The sequence below is a fragment of the Bradyrhizobium sp. UFLA01-814 genome, assembly GCF_046718885.1.
GTDB classification, from domain to species: Bacteria; Pseudomonadota; Alphaproteobacteria; order Rhizobiales; family Xanthobacteraceae; genus Bradyrhizobium; species Bradyrhizobium elkanii.
In genome coordinates, this window is the sequence record NZ_JAQOSR010000001.1 from 101,683 (window position 1) to 122,485 (window position 20,803).

Sequence of the window (20,803 nt, forward strand, 5' to 3'; positions counted from 1 at the left end):
AAAGGAGAATCGATGGCGCTTTCCAAATTATATGATGAGGCCCTTGTCTATGCATCCGATCTTCATCGGACGCAGGTTAGGAAAGGAAGCGAGACGCCGTACATCGCGCATCTGTTGAGCGTGTCCAGTCGCGTGCTGTCCGCCGGCGGGAACGAGATTCAGGCTATCGCCGGGCTTCTCCATGACGCCGCCGAGGATCAGGGAGGCCAAGCAACCCTCAAAGAGGTCAGGAAACGGTTCGGCGGCGACGTCGCGCAGATCGTGGCCGATTGTACCGATTCCTGGGTCGAGCCGAAGCCGGCCTGGCGTCCGCGGAAGGAAGCCTATCTCTCGCTCCTGCCGAAAAAGGCGCCCTCGTCGTTGCTCGTGTCCCTTGCCGACAAGGTCGACAATGCCGAGGCGATACTGAACGATTATCGCAACATCGGCGACCAACTGTGGGACCGGTTCACAGGCGGGCGCGACGGGACCATTTGGTATTACCGCAAGCTCAGTGAGATTTTCGACGTGGTCCTGCCCGGGCCGTTGGCTCGTCAACTCGCGATGACCGTTTCCCACCTTCCGAGTTGATCCTTCCGCTTCAGCGGGCGTTGAACCTCGTTTTCGAGGAGCAACAAACTGACCCCCGCACCTCTCCGAGGGACCTGCCGCCAGGATCGACTGGCGTGCCTTCGATTGTGGGCAACGCGTCGCCACCCCGAGATCCTGATGACGACGAAGAGGACGAGGAGGAAGGGGATGAAGAAGAGACCACACCGACGAGCCGGTCGTGCGTGAGCCGAACGAGGGCTGAGCAGGCTGCATTCGTGAGAAGGTAATTTGCCTTCTGACGCCGCGGGTCTTACCGGGAATCCGCGAGGCTGCCGGAGCGCCTCGAAGGCCCCGACATCGGCGTTTGCCTTCAGAATTGGCGCTGGCGCCGAACTTGGTGATGGCGCCCCTCCAGGCTTGGCGCTAGACTTGGCCCCGTTTTGGGGCAGGGAAAAGATGCCGATAAGCCGGCACTTGAGCGGCACGGCGACAAGTCCGGAGACGGTCGCGCGTCTCAACCGGGCCTATGAAGAAGCGCTGCGTGCGCTCTATCTGGTGGACCGCAACGACCCGATCACGGATATGGTTGCGAGGAAGATCATCGAGATCGGCCAAACCGGCATCGACGACCCGAAGCGGCTGTGCGCGGAAACGCTCAAGCAACTCGATATAGATCGGCGGTCCAACTCGTAAACGCAGTGCGTATCGGTGACCTGCCGCATTTCGCCGGCTTGACGGCGGCAGGAGGCATATACTGAAATCCATTGCTGTTGCGTTGGGGGCATTTCATGGACCATGTATTTTTCAGGGAGCAGGCGCTGCGCGTCCGCGATTTGGCCGAGAAGGCCGATCCGTGCACCAGGAAGCGGCTCCTGGATCTCGCCGACAAATACGACGCCAAGGCGGGCGGACCCTCCAAGGCCTCGCGGCTCATTGACCGTCCTCTACCGCTTCCGAAGAGCAATGCCGCGCCCAGCTACGGCCAATCGGGCGAGGCATGAGAAGTCCGAAGGCGAACGACGCGGCGAGCGAGGTCAAGTGCGCGGCGTGCGGCGGAAAGGGATACCCTCCTGCGCGAGAGACCGCTCCCGGCCGAAAAATGTATCCGGCGCGCTGTCCAAAGTGCGGCGGCGAGGGGCGACTGACCAAGCCAGGTGAGCGGGAGAGTTCAGCGGCCGCGCGGGCGCGAAGGTACCATCGCTCGATCGTATCGATAGCGCAGGCACTACGAAGTGGGTAATCTTCAAGTGGTCTGTCAGTTCATCAATTTCTGGAAGGGCGACGGCGACAACGCCGAGTTTCAGAGGCTGCTCATGCTGGTTCGTGGCGCTGAGCAGTAGAATGATTGCCTCTAATTCAACTCCTCAGGTGCGCAATTCGCGTCGAATGTCGCGCCGACTACTTTTAGAGGCGCGGGTGGACTATTTCGCTGAAGGAGCTTTGGCCGTCGACTATAACGGCAGCGCGAAATCAGGGGCATATAATCGCGCTACCTTAAGTTCAGGTCATGTGCTATCGACGCGTGGTACGTGCAGCGCAGAGCAACCAAATAATGTGTAGCACATTCTCAGCTCTCTTTGAACACGGCAAGAGTTGGTCCTCAGCAAGACTATCGAATGACTCGCGAACAAGGCAAAAGAACGTTACTCGCTATCTCATATCGTACCGTCAACGAGCCTGTTGCCACGGTGCTTTTCAATACGCCCGCGCTCGGTCTTGCTGCCTTCTAAGGGCTCGGTGCATCCCACCCAAATGCCGACGCGGACACGCGTTCGCCGGACCGGAGTTGATCCGACGCTGATGTTATCCCCAGTCCCTTTGCTGACCCCCGGCATGCGCGTTCTCTGCCGCGATGCGGAATGGCTCGTCACCAGGGTTCACAGCGTCGATTTCACCACCGGGTCCCAAATTGCTTTCTGCACTGGTGCGGATGAGATGGTCCGTGGCCATGAGGCCGCTTTCGTCACTGATCTTGACGACGTCATACCCATCGACCCACGCGATACAAGGCTGGTTCGGGACAGCAGCCACGGCTTCCAGCGGGCCAAGTTGTTCCTTGAAGCCCAGCTGCGGCAGATGCCTCTGACGGCGGCTCATCCTGACGTCAATGGCATCGGCGCGTTTCGGCCGCTGCCCTTCCAGGTGAAGGCGGTTGAGAAGGCGCTGCAGCAGATGCGGCCCCGTTTGCTGCTCGCCGATGCTGTCGGATTGGGCAAGACGATCGAGGTGGGAATGATCCTGGCCGAGTTAATGCGCCGAGGCCGCGCGGACAGGATCCTTGTGCTGGCGAAGAAGTCCATGCTGACCCAGTTCCAGGCCGAGTTGTGGAATCGTTTCGCTATTCCGCTGGTTAGGTTGGACTCGGTGGGCCTTGCTCGCTTGCGCTTGCGCATCCCCGCCTCGAAGAACCCTTTCGAGGTCTATCATCGCATCATCATCTCGATGGATACGCTCAAGGACGTCGGCCGATATCGTCACTTCCTGGAGAATACGCGTTGGGACGTCGTTGTCATCGACGAGGCGCACAATGTCGCGGGTGCGACCAATCCCGAAAGGAACTACAGCTACCGGCTCGCGAGGCTGCTGTCGCGCCGAGCCGACAGCATGCTGCTGACCACGGCAACGCCGCATAACGGAAAACGCGAGACATTTGGCCGGTTGATCTCCCTGCTCGATCCATCAGCGATTCCGGATCCGAAGTTCCAGCAATACTCCGCCGATGACATCAAGCCGTTCTTCCTAATGCGCTTCAAGGAGGACGTACGCAATGAGGCCGGCGAAGATTTTCGCGATCGGCGGGTTGTTGCTCTGCATGAAACAGCGAAGCCGGCGAGCCCGGAGGAAGAGGCAATCTATCACCGGCTCGCGGCGCTTCGCAGTAGCATGGACGAAAGTGATCGCAGCGCCATTTTGCGTTGGGGGCTGTACAAGCGCTTTCTCTCGAGTCCGGAGGCCTGCCTGTCGACCGTTGAGAACAGCCTCGCGGGCTTGCGCCGCAGGCACGGCGACGCCGCCGATATCGCGGCTTTGGACGGCCTTAAGGACGAGCTGGCTGCCTTCTCGATCGAACAATCGACAAGGTATCAGCTGTTGATCGAGCAGCTGCGCCAGATTGGTTGGGACGGTGGCCCGGCAAGTCCACGCGTGCTTTTGTTTACGGAGAGCACGGTCACCCAGTCGGCGCTCGCGAAGGCTTTGGCCCAGAGCTTCGATCTGGCCTGGTCGGCCAAGCCCGAAGACCAGCCAGGGCAGGTCATGGCCACGATAGACGGTGGGATGCCGGACGTCTGGCTCGGTAAGACGATCGAAGCGTTCGGGACCGGCAACGCCGCAATACGCCTGCTGATCGCTACCGACGTGGCGTCCGAAGGCGTCAATCTGCATCACCAGTGCTGGCATATCATCCACTATGATCTGCCGTGGTCGATCATCACGCTGATTCAGCGCAACGGCCGGATCGATCGATTCGGCCAGCACCATGTCCCTGAAATCCGCTATCTGATGGTGCTAACGGAAGTGGGCGAGTTGAAGGGCGATCAGGCCATTTTCGGCCGGCTCGTCGACAAGGTCGAGGAGATCAACCGAACCGCCCGCAACGGCGAGAGCGTTCTGAAGCTCTATGATGCCGAGCGTGAGGAGGAATTCGTTGCCGAGAAGGGCCTGCTCGGCGGCAACAAGGACGTGCTCGACCTTCCGGAGGCCAATCGCTCCGAGTCCTCGACCGTCGAGGACATGCTGCGGCTGGCGTCAGAGCAGGCCATGGCGGAGCTGGCTGATCTCTTCGACGATGACGACAAAGTCTTGATACGAGAGCTGGCGCAGAAGGCCGGAGACACGTCGAGGGTTCGCCTTTACGAGAACGTCCGCTTCCTCGAGGAGGGCTTCTCACTACTGAGTCAGATGTCAGGCGACGGATCCTACCACCCTATCGAAAAGACCTCCCATCAGTTCCTGCTCACTCCGCCATCCGACCTGAAACGCCGCCTTGGTGCGCCGGAGGCGGGGCGTGGCATCGTGTTCGGCGCGACCGCTATCCCTGAGGAGGCCTGGCCTGAGGATGGGCGGCTTCGGCTCACCAACGATCCCGACCGGGTCGACACCGCGATCCGCGCGGCGCGTGCGCTCCGGGGCCAATGGAGCGACGAATTGCTGTTGACGGAGCTTCATCCCGTCATGCGCTGGCTGGCCGAGCGGCTGATGATGCTGATGCCGCGCGGCGAGGCGCCTATGATTGCCTCGCCCTATCTGCCGGAAGGCGAAATGTGCTTCTGCTTCATTGGTCAGGTCAGTTCCCGAGCCGGCACGCCGCTCATCGCCGATTCTCACGCCGTGTTCATTGCGAAGGGCGGGCGGATCAACTTGATGCCGTTGAGGGAGGCGCTGGCGAGGGCCCGGTTCTATGATCTCGCTGATACCGGCCGACGCGGGACTTTGCCGGAGCCGTTGCTCAAGGGCTTTGTCGCAGCTGCGGTCAATCAGAGTCTGGATCGAATGCAAGCGCGCAAGCAGGAGCGCCAGACCGAATTACGACCGCTGCTGGAAAGAGAGGAATCGCGACTGAAAAACTGGCTCGCCCAGCGACGTGATCGGATTAATGATCAACTGGCTGATCTGAGCCCGACCAGCCAACAAGCCATCCGTGCTCGCCAGTCGCTCGAAGAAGCCGAAAAATATGTTCTGGATCGCAACCTGAACTGGAGACTTGCGCATTTCGAGGCGGCAGACCAGCCGACGACCCGGCTCATTCTGGCTATCGAGGGGGTCCGCTGATGCCGCTTGACACTGCGATCAATAATATCGGCGAATACTACGCTGCCCATTATCTTGAAGCCCAGTTTGCCAAGGACATCGCCGAACCAGTGAAGACTTGGCGTGACCTCGGATCGCGGTCGGTGCCGAGGCGCCTGCAGGCCCTGGGCGACACATACTTCAAGGCAAAGTCTCAGGCGCTGGATCACGATATCACGACGCACCGGTCGAATGCCGAAGAGCCGGAGCTTGCGGGTTGGCATGATACGCTGCTGCGCTCGCTCGGCTATGAGCCCGCTCCCGCTCTGCTGCGTCTTGACGCGGAAAAGGTCGTGCTGCCGGTTCTGGCGCAGGTTTCGCGCTATGGAAAGCCGTGGCTGGTGGTGGCGGAGACGCCCTTCTGCCTGCCAGAGGCGGCCCTTCCGTCAGACTGGAATTCCGAGGATCCGCTCGAAGAAGCGGTGCCCGCACGCACCGCCGCCGACGGCACGCCAACCCTCGAAGGGGCGTGGGGAGAAGCCGTTGGCCGCTTGCTGCGCGAGGAGGATAGCCCCCGCTGGGTGATGCTGCTCTCGGGCTCGAGCATCCATCTGTTCGACCGCAACACTTTTGCGCAAGGCCGCTGGGTCAGCTTCGATCTCGACGACGCCTTTGGACGCAAGGAGACGTCAGTTTTTGACGCCATGGCCGCGCTTCTTTCGAAAGACACCTTGTGCCCTGACGGCGAGAACGCGACGGTCCTACACGACACGCTCGAAAGCCAGAGTCATAAGTTCACCCATGGAGTTTCAACCAAACTGCAGGGAGCTGTACGGCGCGCGATCGAAGAGGTCTGCAATGGCTGGGTCGACAGCCGTCGCGCCAAGAAGCTCTCTTATACCCGCCTCGCCGAGGCGGAGCCCGCCTTACCCGATGGCGAGCGGGACGTCACCGCCGAGCATCTGCGTCACGAGGCGCTCGTATTCGTTTACCGCATCTTGTTCTGTCTCTATGCCGAAGCGCGGGGCGGCGAACTGGGCGTTCTTCCGATCAACGACGATGTCTATCGCCTCGGCTACAGCCTGGAGGCCCTGCGTGATCTAGCCGATTCTGGCGAGATGCCGGTCGGAGCCGAAGATGGTACCTACTACCACGCGCACCTGAAGCGGCTGTTTTCCCTTATCAACAAGGGCTTCGAGCCTATCCGTGCGCCCGCGATCGCCGACTCGGCCGAACCCTGGGTGCCTGTGAAGCCGGAGCAGCTTGTCTTGTTCGATGGCGCATCGGCAAAGCCGCAACAGCTTCGTCTCGATCAGGTCGGCCGCAAGGTGGTCGAAAGCAAGGCAAGGATGACAGATGCCTTTGTCATCCGCCCCTTGACTGCCACACTGTTCGATCCTTCGGCGACGCCGCTGCTCGACCGCGCCGATCTGTCCAACCTCCGCCTGCAGCGGGTCATCCGCGCGCTAAGCCTGGGTACCGATGAGAAAGGCAAGTCGATCGGGCGCATCAACTATGCGGAGCTCGGTATCGTTCAGCTCGGCGCGGTTTATGAAGGCCTGCTGTCGTATTCGGGCTTCTTTGCCCGCGAGAACCTGATCCAGGTCCATCGCTCTCTCGATAAGAAGGGCGCACGGGGCGCTGCGATCGATTCAGAGATCGACGAAGACGACACCGAGCAGGATTCAGACGAAGAAGAAATAGAGAACCGCGATGAGGACGCGGCTGACCCTTCGAACGGTTCTACTAACGGCATCAAGCTCACCTTCGACGACGACATTCCGACGGATGTTCAGACCTGGTTTGTGCCTGAGACCCGCGCGGGTGATTTTGTTCCCGGTGAGATCGTAGTCGAACGCCGCACGCGTCAGACTCGAATCTATCCGCGGGGTGAGTTCATCCTCCATTTGAACGGGATGGATCGGGTCAATTCCGCCTCTTATTACACACCGGAGGTGCTGACCCGCACACTGGTGCGCGAGGTCTTGAACGAGCGGCTGAAGGGCTTCGGCCCGGAGGATGCCGATTGCATCCTGTCGCTGACGATCTGCGAGCCGGCAATGGGTTCGGCCGCCTTCATCAACGAGATGTGCGACCAGCTCGCCCACGAATATCTACGCTTGAAGCAGGCGCAGACAGGTCTGATCATCGAGCCCGGCCGCTACGAAGACGAATTGCGGCGCACCAAGCACTTCATTGCTACACGTAACGTCTACGGCGTCGATCTCAATCCGACTGCGGTGGAGCTGGGTGGCCTGTCCCTATGGCTTGGCAGCATGCACCGCTTGCTGATTCGCAAAGGCGAGGGCGCTGAACCTGACCGCTACCGTCCCGGCGCCGTGCCTTGGTTCGGCCTGCGGCTACGTACCGGCAACAGTCTGATCGGCGCGCGGCGCGCGGTGTGGACAAGCGAGCAACTTCGCGACGGCATGCACCTCGGCAAGGACGCGGCGGCCCCGCGCACGCTGAAACCAGGTGAGCCTCGCCAGGACAACGAAATCTACCATTTCCTGGTATGGGGTCAGGATGTGGTCCCGGCATGTCGCGACAAACTGATGAAGCAGTTTTGGCCCGACGAATGCAAAGTCGGGAACGACTGGAATAGCAAGCAGGTCAGGAAAAAATGGTCGGAGGCGGAGATCGCTGCCGGCAAGGCGATCAGCCGTACGATTGACGAATTGTGGCAACGCTATACGCGCGATCGCGCCCGCGCGCTCGAACGCACCGCCTGCACGGCAACCGTCTGGCCAGAGCCAGCTGGTAGCGATGAGGCGCTCAAAGCGGGGCCGACGCTGGAGCAACAGGAGGAGATTCGTTGGACGTTGGAAAGAAGCTCGGGGGCCTTCCAGCGGCTGAAGCTCATCATGGATACCTGGTGCGCGTTCTACTTCTGGCCACTTGAGCGATCGGCCGACCTACCGGACCGGCTGGCGTGGCTTGCTGCATTGAAGATCCTGACCGGCACCGAAATCGGAACACGGGAGGCGCGCGCCATGCTGGCCGTTCAGTTGGGATTGGAGGCCGAGCTTGAGGCGCTCTTTACCGCCGCGCAGGATGAATTGCCCGACGTCGAGCAGCTCTGTGAAGCCATGCCCTGCCTGCTCGTCGGGCGGCAAGCTGCGGAGAAACAGCATTTCCACCATTGGGAACTGGCTTTCACGGAACTACTTGGACCAAAGACGGAAGAGCTGCCTGTTCCTTGCGGTATCGATCTGATTGTGGGCAATCCGCCTTGGATTAAAGTCGGCTGGAATGATGCGCCGCTCCTCAATGAGTTTGAACCGTTATTAGGTGTGAGAATTACAAAGAGCGCAGGTTACAATCAGGCGCGGCCCGGGCTTCTGGCGGACGACGGTCGTCGTTCAATGTACAGGTCGCTCTTCGGACTTACCCAAGGTCTCTCCTCATTTCTCAATGATAGGACCCTGTATCCCTACCTAGCGGGCGTCCAGACTAATCTTTACAAGAATTTCATCGCACGGAGTTGGGATCTATTGGGCCAGAATGGCGCTTCTGGTTTGCTTCACCCCGAGGGCGTCTTCGATGACCCGAAGGGTGGCCCATTTCGGGAAGAGTATTATCGGAGGTTGCGGGGACATTATCAGTTCAAGAATGAGTTCTCGCTATTTCAGGACGTTGATCATCACATGAGCTTCAGCGTCAACGTGTACAGCGGCGTTGCTGGAGCTATTGGATTCCAGGCTGCGTTCAATCTTTACGATCCGAACACCCTTTACAAGTGTAGAACGTCCGGCAAATTCGGGACTCTGCCGGGGATAAAAACAGAAGAGGGTAACTGGGAAACACGAGGGCACCCTGAGCGATTGCTTACGATTACCGAGGCTGACCTTGGGAAGATCAGTCGGGTCTTCGAAGCCGGGAACACGGCTTCGGCCCAAGTGCGCCTACCGCAGATCCACGGACGATCAATCCTATCGGTGCTTGAAAAGTTGGGATCGGCGGAAGTACGCCTCGGATCGCTCTCCGGAGAATATTGCTCTACGGAAATGTTTCACGAGTCATACGCGCAACGTGACAAGGCAATTACACGAACTGCTTATCCGACAACCGCTCCTAAATCGACGGATGAGCTTGTTCTATTGGGGCCGCTGATATTTGTGGCGACGCCATGGTATGGCTCTGCTCGTCATGAATTTAGGACCAAAAATTCGTTTGATGGGATCGACATCTCAGAAATATCTGACGACTACTTGCCTCGCTCGGCGTACCGACCCGGAGATGCGACCGACGACCTTACAATTTTCCGAGAAACTATCGAGCTGTGGCCAAAGCCAAGTCTTCCGGGATTCTGGCCGATTTCTGACGAAGACCGAGAGCTTTGGGAGTCCTTGTGCGGGGAAAACATAAAGTTTTTTGTCGCGGAAGCAGGTCCGTCCGGTCCTCACACCTCAACTAGATACGGGTATTTCATCGAATCTGACGGCGACGTCGTTGGTGCGGTAAATTGGTTAAGAAACAACGGTGGGCAATTCCAGTCGACCGAATTCAACGAGAAATATGGAAGCGTTTCGTTAGTTCAAGGTGAGCCGGATGATTTGCAGCGACGCGGCTTGCCGATGCCTATTACTCAATATTTCCGTTATGCGCACAGGAGAAAGGGAAATCCTGCAAATTTGAGAACGCTTATGCCGACGCTCATCCCGCCAGGAGTAACGCATATTGATTCTATATTCTCCATTGCCTTCAAGGAAGAGGCAATTGCATTGGCGTTTCTTACTTCAAATTGTTCGATTGTCCTTGATTTCATTGCTAAGCAACTTGGAAAGATTGATTTTAGAGGCGACGTGACTCAGCATTACCCAATTCTCTTGGGTCCACATATGCGTGCTGGAGTGTCGCGTATGCTCCGACTTGTTTCGATTACGCAACATTACGCGCCCTTGTGGGAGCGTAACATGTCGGACGCGGTATCGGTTGAGTGTTGGGCTTCCGACGACCCGCGCCTGCTGCGTGAGAACGAGCTGCCATGGCTCGATCTTCCGAAGAAGTGGCATCGGGGATGCGCGCTTCGTAGCGACTTCGCGCGACGCCAGGCCCTCTTAGAAATCGACGTACTGGTGGCACAATCTCTAAACCTTACTCTCGAGGAGTTGCTCACGATCTATCGGGTTCAATTCGCGGTCATGCGGCAGTACGAAAATGCAGACGAATACGATGCCAAGGGTCGGCGCTTACCCAACACAGTGCGCAAGGATCCAGGCGCCAAGGAGTTGCGCGAGGCACGCAAAACCTATGATGGCGTTAGCCCACTTAGCGTATCGTGGAAGGTTGATAACGGCCTTGCCACTGTCACGAAGACCTTCCATCCACCCTTTGCCAGGGTCCATCGGGAGGATGACTACCGCCGCGCCTGGGCCAGATTCGCCGCGCGCTTTGGTACACACTGAGAGAGGCCGGCACCATGCTTCCCGCCACCCTCGCCCAGGACGTCAAGCGCCAGATCCGGCATTACCTGGAGGCGACGTTCAATTTCCGCCGCCGCGAAGAGGAGACCGCGCTTAGCGCCTTCATCAACGATCCCGAAAACGGGCTGTTCAAAGGGCCGTGGGTGCAGTTGAGGCGGCCGTATCGGCCGGCGCATGAAACCTACGATCCGGCGGAGCATTTCGATATCCGGCCTGATTTCCATCCCTTTCGCCATCAGTGGCAGGCCTGGCAGCGCCTTTCCTCCAAGGGACGCGATCCGGAAAGCACGATCGTCACCACCGGCACCGGGTCGGGCAAGACCGAGTGCTTCCTATTCCCGCTGCTCGACCATTGCCTGCGCGCAATCAGGCGTGGTGAGAAGGGCGTCAAGGCCATCATCCTCTACCCCATGAATGCGCTGGCGGCCGATCAGGCCGGACGATTCACCGACGAGGTTTTCTCGCGGCCAGAGTTGCATGTCGGCGCCGGAAACGATCGCAAAGCACTGATCAAGATCGGACTCTATACTGGTCGCAGCGGGGCCGGAGAAAGCGGCGCGGAAGTCTCAACCGCGGTCAAGGCGATGCGGGCCGAGGGTGATGAGTGCTTCCATATCACCGACCACGATGCCATGCAGGAGGACCCGCCGGACATCCTGCTAACCAACTACAAGATGCTGGATTATCTGCTGCTGCGTCCGAAGGATCAGCGTATCTGGCGTTACAATGAGCCCGGCCGTTTGCGTTTCCTGGTGCTCGACGAGCTGCACACCTATGACGGGGCGCAGGGCGCTGACGTTGCCTGTCTAGTGCGCCGCATCAAGACCAGGCTGGATGTGCCGGAAGGCGGGCTTTGCTGCGTCGGCACGAGCGCCACTATTGCCGGCGGACGCGAAGAGGAGGAGATGGATCCCCTCCAGCGGCTGGCTGACTTCGCCGGCATCCTGTTCGAGGAATCCTTCACCCCCGGGATGATCATCAACGAGGACAACAACCGTCTCGACATCGCGGAGATGGTCGTACCGGAGCCAAATACCCCGGAGGCGTTTCCGTCGGCGTCGGACTGTACGCCGCGAGACGACGAGACCGTGGCAGGGTTTGCCCAGCGGGTCGCGCCTCTTTGGGGGGCGCCCGAATTCCCGCTCTCGGCCGGGAACCCCTGGCTCGACCGCGAGATCCAACGGCCGACGCCGGAAAAATACTGGGGGCTCGCTGTCGGCGACTGGCTTCGACGTCAGGAGCTGTTCAAGGCACTGCTTGAGATCACAGCGGCGCCGGTATTGACCTGGGACGCGCTGATCGAAGACCTGTCCGCACGGTTCTTCGTATTGAGGGCGGCCGGCGACCATGGTGCCCGCAGCCAGGTTGTTGCCGCGTTCTTTGCTCTGGTGGCCCAGGCTCGCGATTTACGCAGCGGGCGGGCGCTTCCGAAGGTGCCGACTCATGTCCAGATCTGGGTGCGGGAGCTGCGCCGGCTCGGACGCTACGTCCAGGATGTGCCGAAGTTCGGCTGGATCGATGAGAAGCGGGTCGGCAGTCCGATACTGCCGGTCGCCCATTGCTCGGAGTGCGGCGAGTCGGTCTGGGTCGGGCTCTCCAATCCGGACATGGACAATCAGATCCGCGCAAAGGGCGTGAATGGCTTTCAGCTAATCGACGATGCCGCGCGGATTTATCAGGGCTGGGGGTTCGAAGGTTCATCGCAATCGCCGAATATTGTCGTGTTGAGTCCGTGGCAGGCAGATGACGAAGGGCTGTCGGGGCCCGATCAACTCCCGCTGCCGACAACTCATTGGTATCTAGCGCCAGACAGTCTGGTGGTTCGCGAGGGGCCCGGCAATTGTCCGGTGACCGAGGCGAGAACCTTTCGGGTCAAGGTCAATCGCGAGACGCGCAGGCAGGACAACGGCAGGGTAGTCGGGCAGGTGCGGTGCCCGCATTGCGAGATGCGGAACAGCCTGATGTTCATCGGCAGTCGCGCGGCGACGGTTTCGAGCGTCGCCATCGACGAAATGTTCGGATCGCTTCTCAACAGCGATCCGAAGCTCTTGGCTTTTACCGACAGCGTGCAGGATGCCAGCCACCGCGCGGGCTTCTTTTCCGCACGCACCTATCACTTCACGTTCCGCACGGCGCTTCAGCGAATCATTGATGATGCCGGGCCGTCCGGCGTACCCCTAAACGAGGTCGGCGACCGTCTGCTTGCCTATTGGTCGGTGCAGTCGCCCGGACGGCCGGGGGTGCCATTGGAGGCGTTGGCAACCCTGATGCCGCCAGATCTGCACGAATACGGTCCCTATCTGGCGTTTCGCGAAAATGCCGGCAAGGCGACGCCCATACCCGAACCGCTGCGCAGCGAGATCGCCGAGCGCCTGACGTGGGAAGCGATCAGCGAGTTCGGCCTGATGCTCACCCATGGGCGCACCCTGGAATTGAACGGCAGCTCGTGCGTCGCATGGGATCTCGACGTCATCGACGCAATCGCGGGCCGCCTCGCGGCGCGACTGCCCGGCATCGACACCTCCTTCGAAGGCGTCGATGGCGATCAGCTTCGGCTGTGGATCCTCGGCATTCTGCATCGGCAGCGCACTCGGGGAGGCTTCGCCCACACCTTTGTCAGCGCATACGTCCGTTCAGGACTGTGGGGCAAGAGATCAAGAAAAAAGATTGTTGAAGGGCGAGAGACCTACCCGCTTCATGGCCGGTACACACCGCGGCTGATGGCTACTGGTAGTAACCCCAGACACGACCACATGCTGACCGTCACACGGACCGGCGCGCAGGATCCGTGGAATATCGTCTGGGCGCGCCGGGCCCTCGGTCGGGGCCGCCTGAGGCTCCACGGTGTATCTGATGCTGCAATCGCGGACCTCACCCGTGCGTTCCTGAACGAAGGAGTGGCGGCCGGTCTTCTAGAGTTGCTACATCGCGAGGGCGATAGGGAATACTTTGCAATCTCGCCAAACGCTGCATGGCTTCAGGCCGATGGGCGTCCGCTGGTCTGCGACCACAGCGGTCACTTTATGTTGCGACCGCCGCGCGAGGCCGAAATATGGATGGGAGCGTCCAGTTTGGTCTACGGCTCGCCGCGCGGACGCTACGGCGACGCCCCCTTCACCGATCGTCAGATCTATTACCGGCAACGCTATCGCAAGGGTGCGCTGCGCCGGGTGTTCGCGCAGGAACACACAGGCCTGCTGACCACTGAGGAGCGCGAAGACCTAGAGCGACGGTTCAATGGTGGGCTTCACGCAGACGATCCCAATGTCATCACGGCCACCTCGACCCTAGAAATGGGCATAGATATCGGCGACCTCTCGACCACGATGCTGTGCTCGGTTCCACCGACCACCGCGAGCTATCTTCAGCGCATCGGCCGGGCGGGACGAAGCACCGGCACCGCGCTGGTCGTTTCAGTGGTCAATCAGCGACCGCATGACCTGTTCTTCTTCGCCCGGCCGGAGGAGATGCTGGCCGGAAAGATCGAGCCGCCCGGCTGCTGGCTAGACGCCAGCGCTATGCTAGTTCGCCAATATTTGGCATTCTGCTTCGACAGCGCGGTCAAGGAACGCGTCATCTCAGAGCTTCCTTCCAGCGGAAAACAGCTCAACGAGCAGCTCCAGGCTGATAGCGGACCGATCATCGACCTCCTGACATGGATGGTGATGAAGGAAGCCGCCCTACAGGATGGGTTCCTCGCGCGGTTTGGTCCCGAAGCGGTACGTCCGGATACGCGCAAACGCTTTCAGGTAGAGGCGGAAACTGTACGGCTCCATCAGAGGATCCGTAGCGCCTCGTCCGAGTTCGGCGAGCAGCTAAAGAGCATCGAAACAGCGCGCCGGCGTCTGACCGATCAGAAGAAGGAACTCGCCGGAGCCGACGATCAGATCGGGCTCCGCGAGATTGAGCGCGAATTGCGTATGCTCAAGGCGCGGACCTTGACGCTTAATCGCACGTCGGCATTGGAGGTGCTGACCGAGCGAGGATTGCTGCCGAATTACGCCTTCCCGGAGCGGGGCGTGAGGTTGACAGGTGCAATACACAACGAGCATCAGGGCGATGAGGACGCCACGATCTCCATCGACATCACCCGGGCGGCTGCCGTCGCCATCAGGGAGCTGGCACCTCGGAACATCTTCTATACCCACGGGCACCAATTCGAGATTCAGCAACTCTCGCTCGGCAATCAGTCGCAGCCACTGACGCAGGAATGGGGTGTTTGCGGGAAGTGCGGTCACATGCGGCTGGTCGAAGATATGGAGAAACCGGAAGCCAAACCGGCCTGTCCACAATGCGGCTACGACAAGCAGCAGCAGTCGCAACTAGATCGAGCTCAACGCAAGACGTTCCTGGAATTCTCTCGATCCGGCGCGATTTCCTACATGGAATACTACGACAGTATGTCCGGCGATCGGGCCGATGAGCGCGATCAGCACTATTATCGGCTAGTCTACAGCTTCGATCAGACGGCCGGAGGTTACAAGGGAGCCGTGGGCACGGAGGGCGAGCCTTTCGGTCTCGAGTTCCGCAGTTCGATGATCCTGCGCCAAGTCAATACCGGACTTGCCGAGACACCGCAGGGTTTTCAATTCGGTGTCGAACAGAAGGTGCCAGAGCTCGGATTCCCGGTGTGTCAGGACTGCGGTGTAGTGGCCGACGGCGATGCCACCATGGACAAGGTGGAGCATCGCCGCAGCTGCGCCGGGCGCAAGCGCACCGACAAAGCGTTTCGCGAAGGGCGGACGCAGAACGGATATAAGTGGCAGCGGGTCTATCTCTATCGGCAGCTCAGGTCTGAAGCGATCCGACTGTTGTTGCCACCGGATGTAGAATCGGAGGATATCCAGACGCTGCGGGCTTGCCTGTTCCTCGGCCTGCGTCTGCATTTCAGCGGAAACCCCGGCCACCTGCTGATCGAGCCGCAAACACTGCCCGACCACAAGCAGGATATCAGGCGCCACTATCTCGTCATCATGGACGCGGTACCAGGAGGAACGGGCTTCCTAAAATCGCTGTTTGAGCCTAAGCACGCTGGCGAAATCCCGGGTCAAGGCATCATGACCGTGCTGGGCCTGGCGCTCAACGCGCTGCAGTCATGCTCTTGCCGCCTCATCGGACCGGATGAGGATGACACCGACGGCTGTTATCGCTGCATTCGCGCCTACCGCTTGCAACATCAATCCGAAGAGATCAGCCGCGAACGCGGCATCAAGCTGCTGGCCGCGATGATTGAGGCCGGCAAAAAGCGAGTTGTGGTCGAGGCGCTGGATGATCTCGATACCATATCCCTGTTCGGCAGTGTGCTGGAAAAGAGATTTGTCGAGCGCTTGGAAGCAGCCGTTACCGAGAGCCATGGTGAATGGCAGAAGACCTTGGTGAAGGGCACCTCCGGCTTCCGATTTCGCTTCGGAAAGGATTCCCGATTCTGGGAGATCCAACTGCAGCCGAGGTTGGCCCAGGCGCAGGGAGTCATGACTGCATGCCAGCCCGACTTCATGCTGACCGCTGACGATGCCGACGTTCATCCCATCGCAGTTTTCACTGACGGTTTCGAATTTCATGCCCACCCCGGCCAGCCGACGAGCCGTCTGGCCGACGATGCGGTCAAGCGCCGGTCCGTGCTCGATAGTGGCACCTACCGGGTGTGGAGCATCACATGGCAGGATCTGCTGGAAGGCCCGGAAGCCGCGTTAAGCCTGTTGCACCCCAGGATCCATGCGACCCTCGAACGGAAGATGCAGGCTCTCGGAAGGACCGGTCTGGTTTACCCTCCGGTTGCCGAGGCGCTCGGGAACGGTTTTGTTCAGCTCGTCGCCTTTCTTCGATCACCCGAACCAGCCGGATGGCAGCGACTCGCCAACGAAGCGGGCCTCATCCCGCTGCAGGTGCTTGCTAACAAGGGAGCAAGAGGGGCCACGCCGGCCGATCTGCTCAATCTGCACGATCGTTGGCGCGCTGGCGCGGACATTCCCAAAGGCACCGACGACACCTGGATGGGCGATCTGCTGCACACAACTGTGTTGACTGAGTGTGCCGATCTCCTCGTGGTAGCCAACCAGGGGGACGTTCTGGCCAGCAGTTCACATAAGGTCATTGCCCGGCTGCGGCTCAGCGATACGGCTGTAGACCGCGCGTCGACACTCTATGTGGAGCGCTGGCGGCGATGGCTCGGGCTCAGCAACCTGCTGCAGTTTTCCGGCAGTGCCCGGTCCTTCACGACTTCCGAGGTTGCACTCGGCTCGGCACCAGATCTGGAGTTCACCGCCACAGATGGGGTGCCCGAGGCATGGGACGAAGTCTTGGCTGCGCTGCTTCCCTCGCTGCTCGCCTTGGCGAAGAAAATGGCGATCGACGGTGTCCCCGTGCCCGAAGTCGAGCACTACCTGGAAGGCGCGTCGGATGATTGCTTCGCCGAAATGGCTTGGCCGTTGGCCGGTCAGCGCAGTTGCTTGCTGATCGGTGACCAGATGCACTTCAGGAAAGATTGGGAGGATGCCGGCTGGCGCGTCGTTGCGCTTGACGAAGTCCATGGAAAAGGCACGCGTTGGCTGGCGGGCCTACTGCTTCGTGCCGAGGAGAACGTCTGATGGCGTCGCTGATGTTGCATCGTGATGTATTGACCGGTTTTGGCCGTCTTCCAGCCAAGGTGCAGAAGAAGGTCAGCGAACTGATTCGGAAATTCCAGGAGGACAGTACCCAGCGCAGTATCCATCTTGAGAAGATCGAGCAGGCGCTCGACGCAAAGGTACGAAGCGCTCGGCTCGGCGATGACTGGCGCGCCATCGTCATCGCGCCGGAACGGGGCGATACCTTTCTGCTGATGCATGTCGATCACCACGACGAGGCTTACCGATGGTGTGCCAACAAGCGCTTCGAAGCCCATGGCTCCCTGGGGATGCTCCAGGTCTTCGATGTCGCGGAAGTCGAGGAGGCAGCTGAGCGCAGCGGGGACGGGAATGGCGCCCAGGGGAACGATAGCCGAAGCTATCCATTGGATGAATTGACGGACGACGACCTGTTTCACGCCGGCGTTCCCCGGCCACTCATTCCTGCGGTGCGTGCCATTCGCACTGATGCGGCCTTCGAGGAAGTCGCGCCCTATCTGCCTGAAGAAGCGCAGCAGGTTTTGTTCTGGGTCGCAGCCGGGCGGTCGCTCGACGAAGCGCTGAGGGAGACGCTGGGAACCCTGAATGCCGGAGCGGCACGTCCCGAGAGCCCCGGCGATTTCTCCAAGCTCAATCAGGTCGGGAATTTCAACCTTGTCTTGGTCGAAGGGGAAGAGGAACTGCGCGCTATCCTAGCTGAAGACATCGAAATGTGGCGCGTCTTCCTTCATCCGTATCAGCGCAAGATCGTCGAGTGGAACGCGGCCGGCCCCATCAAGATCAACGGAGCCGCGGGGACCGGAAAGACGGTCGCGCTCATGCATCGTGCTGTCTATCTCGCGAAGCGGCTGACCGATCCGAAGGACAAGATTCTCATCACAACGTTCACGACGAACCTTTCCGTAACGATCGAGCATCTGATTGCGCAGCTTTCGCCGGAGGCAGCCAAGCGCATTGAAGTCACCAATCTGCATCAGCTCGCGCGGACCATCTGCATGCGGTCGGAATGGCGTGGACGGATTGCGGACGACCAGGAGCTCGATGAGATTTGGGACGCGTTGCTGCCGCCAGCTTCCGAGGCGGACGAGTTTGATCGGCAGTTCGTCAAGGAAGAATACGAGAGTGTTGTCGATGCAATGGGGATCGACACCGAAGAGGAGTATCTCACCGTCGTCAGGACCGGACGCCCAAAACTTTCCCGCCAGCAGCGTCGGAAGCTTTGGCCGATCTTTCTGGATTTCAACCGCCGGCTTCAGACGAAGGGGCTTCTAACTTTCGAGGGGACGATTCACCAGGCCCGTATGATCGTCGAGAACACTCGGGGCGATAGCGCAGGGCTTCCAAGGTATCGCCACGTTCTCGTCGACGAGTTGCAAGACTTCGGCCTCGAAGGTCTCCGCCTGATCGCGGCGTTGTGTCCACGGGGTGAGGTAGCGAGTAACCCTTTGTTTATGGTCGGCGATGGACACCAGAGGATCAATCGGAAGATTCCGATCCCGCTGTCGCGCGCCGGCATCAACGTCGTGGGTCGGTCTCGTCGACTAAAGATCAATTATCGAACGAGCGCGCAAATTCGAGCTTGGGCGCAGTCGCTGCTCGCGGGCATGGACATTGATGATCTGGACGGTGGCAAGGCCGACACGACGGGCGACCGCTCGGTTTTCAGGGGACCCGAGCCGAGTGCCCGCAGGGCGACCAGCATCGAGCAAGCAGCCAACATAATTGCGGACTGGTCGTCGGAGCTGATCGAAAAAGAGGGGTTTGGATCCCACGAAATCTGCGTCGCGCCAGTGCGTGATGCGGTTAAATCAGCACTGGCCGCCAAAGGGATCGGCTTCCTTGAGCTCGAAGCGCGGCGCGTCGATCCAGGCAAGGCCGAACCCGGCGTACGTCTCGGTTCGATCCGTCGCATTAAGGGCCTGGAATTCAAAGCCGTTGCCATGATCATTGACCAATCGAACGATCATCCAAGCAGGTTAGAAAGATACGTGGCGGCGACACGGGCGCGCCAACGACTGTTGATCATCGAGCTTTCCACGGCTGACGCTTCAACTGCTCCGGGCCTGGCCTCGAAAAATGCGGCGAACGAGCGCGCGTGAGCGATGCTCCAACGCCTTCGGCTCGTACGGAGATATGCCGGGCCGCCGTCGAGCGGGCAGCAGCTGCCTTTTTTCGCGCTGGTCGATACGGTAATGAAGGTCGCGCCGGCGCGCGGCCTGTGCTGGGGATCATGTTGAGCAGATCCCCGCGTCCGGGCTGCAGCAATTCCATGGCATGAGATGCCGTCCCGACGTTGTACAGTCACTCGAAGGGTGCAAGGCGCATTTTGGGCGCGATCGAGCAGGATCGTCTGGTGCGACCGACAGCATCCAGCCCCCGGCATTCGTTGGTAGAAATGAACGATTGATGCATCTTTGGATTAGCCGCCGTTGAACACCCTCTGGCCTGACCGCGAACGCACGCTCCCATGTATTATTCCTGCAGGCATCAAGAATGATGATCTTCGTCGCCGCTGCTGACTTGTCCATCGTGTCGATGATCCTGTCGAGCGAAATCGAACTGTGTTTCGCCTCGGTTCTTGTTCGATGTATCCGTGTCGATGGCGATCGGGTAATAGCGCTCATCCAGCTGCATTCCGTGACCGGCAAAAAATAAAAGGTCGACATCGTTCTCGTCCAGCCGCTTCTTGAAGCTCCCGAGCGACTTGTCCATGTCCGCGTTCGAGGCCTCGATCGCAAGGATCACGTCGAAGCCGAACGACTCGAGCTTCTCTGAGATATCTTCGGCCTCTTTGACCGGATGCGTAGCGCGCTGCCGCTGGCATAGGCAGCATTTCCGATTACACGGGCTACCATCTTGCGCGTCATTAAGCCGTCCTCTCTGCTGGTGGTCTTGCGCCGCGAAAGCCTTTAGGAAGGCTCGTTCACATCGCTGCTCTCTCAAGCCCGATGATAGCCGTCGAGGCGCGGAACGCGCGCGAAAGGTGGCTGGCCGAAATATCTAGCTCCGCCGCCATCTACGAGCCGGCTAACCACCTTAAGCCGCGATTACTGGTGCGAACCCTATGCCTCTTGCCTGGCAATCCGCAATCAGCGCGCTCCCGTCAGATGCGGCGACGACGGCGCTTCGGGCGCCGCGGATAATGATGACCGTGCAATCGGATGGCTTCTTCAACCGTCGCCAAGCTGATCCGGAAGCGCGCCGCAATCTCGTCTGGCTCATCGCCTCGGCCCCATAACAGAGCAAGAGCCGTTGCGGGAAGCGCTTCACCTAACGCGACGCGAACAACACCAGGTGATACTACCTTTTCATTTTCGTCCATTTCGCGCGCCTTTTAGTGGACAATAAAAGAACTTCCAGTCTATCGCGGTCGACGGATCGACCGTTTTCGCTGATCACTTCAAGCGGTAGCATACCCCGATTAACCGTCGCTCGATCTGTTGCTTCAACACGTCCTTTCCATGACGGTTAAATATGCTCTGTGGTTAACCGTCGCCGAATCTTCCTCAATGT

The 20,803-nt window shown here is 59.8% G+C and carries 9 protein-coding genes; 7 read left to right on the forward strand and 2 right to left on the reverse strand.

The features are described from left to right. Positions 1–12: 12 nt before the first annotated feature. The 7 genes from PMN64_RS00350 to PMN64_RS00380 all read left to right on the forward strand — a co-directional run bounded on the left by PMN64_RS00350 (position 13) and on the right by PMN64_RS00380 (position 19,389). Complete coding sequence (locus PMN64_RS00350) at positions 13–570, forward strand: HD domain-containing protein (protein ID WP_411779181.1); 558 nt, start codon at positions 13–15, stop codon at positions 568–570. A gap of 435 nt (positions 571–1,005) precedes the next feature. After that, positions 1,006–1,224 carry a hypothetical protein gene (locus tag PMN64_RS00355; protein WP_411779182.1) on the forward strand — a complete coding sequence of 73 codons (219 nt, stop codon included), beginning with the start codon at positions 1,006–1,008 and terminating at the stop codon, positions 1,222–1,224. A 95-nt stretch (positions 1,225–1,319) separates the two neighbouring features. Beyond that, positions 1,320–1,532 (forward strand): hypothetical protein, encoded by a 213-nt coding sequence (locus PMN64_RS00360; RefSeq protein ID WP_411779183.1) that lies wholly within the window; start codon positions 1,320–1,322, stop codon positions 1,530–1,532. Positions 1,533–2,364: 832 nt separating this feature from the next. Beyond that, positions 2,365–5,301 (forward strand): SNF2-related protein, encoded by a 2,937-nt coding sequence (locus tag PMN64_RS00365; RefSeq protein WP_411779184.1) that lies wholly within the window; start codon positions 2,365–2,367, stop codon positions 5,299–5,301. Then, positions 5,301–10,667, forward strand: a complete 5,367-nt coding sequence (locus PMN64_RS00370) for a hypothetical protein (RefSeq protein ID WP_411779185.1) — start codon at positions 5,301–5,303, stop codon at positions 10,665–10,667. The genes PMN64_RS00365 and PMN64_RS00370 overlap by 1 nt, the downstream gene beginning before the upstream one ends. Before the next feature lie 14 nt (positions 10,668–10,681). Continuing rightward, positions 10,682–17,272 (forward strand): DEAD/DEAH box helicase, encoded by a 6,591-nt coding sequence (locus tag PMN64_RS00375; RefSeq protein WP_411779186.1) that lies wholly within the window; start codon positions 10,682–10,684, stop codon positions 17,270–17,272. Beyond that, entirely contained in the window at positions 17,272–19,389 is a 2,118-nt protein-coding gene (locus tag PMN64_RS00380; RefSeq protein WP_411779187.1) for a UvrD-helicase domain-containing protein, read from the forward strand. The genes PMN64_RS00375 and PMN64_RS00380 overlap by 1 nt, the downstream gene beginning before the upstream one ends. Positions 19,390–19,777: 388 nt before the next feature. Here the strand turns inward: PMN64_RS00380 and PMN64_RS00385 are convergent, their stop codons facing one another. Then, complete coding sequence (locus PMN64_RS00385) at positions 19,778–20,233, reverse strand: caspase family protein (protein ID WP_411779189.1); 456 nt, start codon at positions 20,231–20,233, stop codon at positions 19,778–19,780. Positions 20,234–20,393: 160 nt separating this feature from the next. Beyond that, positions 20,394–20,612, reverse strand: coding sequence for a hypothetical protein (locus tag PMN64_RS00390; protein WP_411779191.1), 219 nt, complete (start codon positions 20,610–20,612; stop codon positions 20,394–20,396). Positions 20,613–20,803 lie beyond the last annotated feature (191 nt).

What these genes read in the sequence shown, in the direction of transcription:
- PMN64_RS00370 (WP_411779185.1), top strand. Translation starts at nt 5,301, where the DNA reads ATGCCGCTTGACACTGCGATCAATAATATCGGCGAATACTACGCTGCC.
- PMN64_RS00380 (WP_411779187.1), top strand. Translation starts at nt 17,272, where the DNA reads ATGGCGTCGCTGATGTTGCATCGTGATGTATTGACCGGTTTTGGCCGT.
- PMN64_RS00365 (WP_411779184.1), top strand. Translation starts at nt 2,365, where the DNA reads ATGCGCGTTCTCTGCCGCGATGCGGAATGGCTCGTCACCAGGGTTCAC.
- PMN64_RS00390 (WP_411779191.1), bottom strand. Translation starts at nt 20,612, where the DNA reads ATGGACGAAAATGAAAAGGTAGTATCACCTGGTGTTGTTCGCGTCGCG.
- PMN64_RS00375 (WP_411779186.1), top strand. Translation starts at nt 10,682, where the DNA reads ATGCTTCCCGCCACCCTCGCCCAGGACGTCAAGCGCCAGATCCGGCAT.
- PMN64_RS00360 (WP_411779183.1), top strand. Translation starts at nt 1,320, where the DNA reads ATGGACCATGTATTTTTCAGGGAGCAGGCGCTGCGCGTCCGCGATTTG.
- PMN64_RS00350 (WP_411779181.1), top strand. Translation starts at nt 13, where the DNA reads ATGGCGCTTTCCAAATTATATGATGAGGCCCTTGTCTATGCATCCGAT.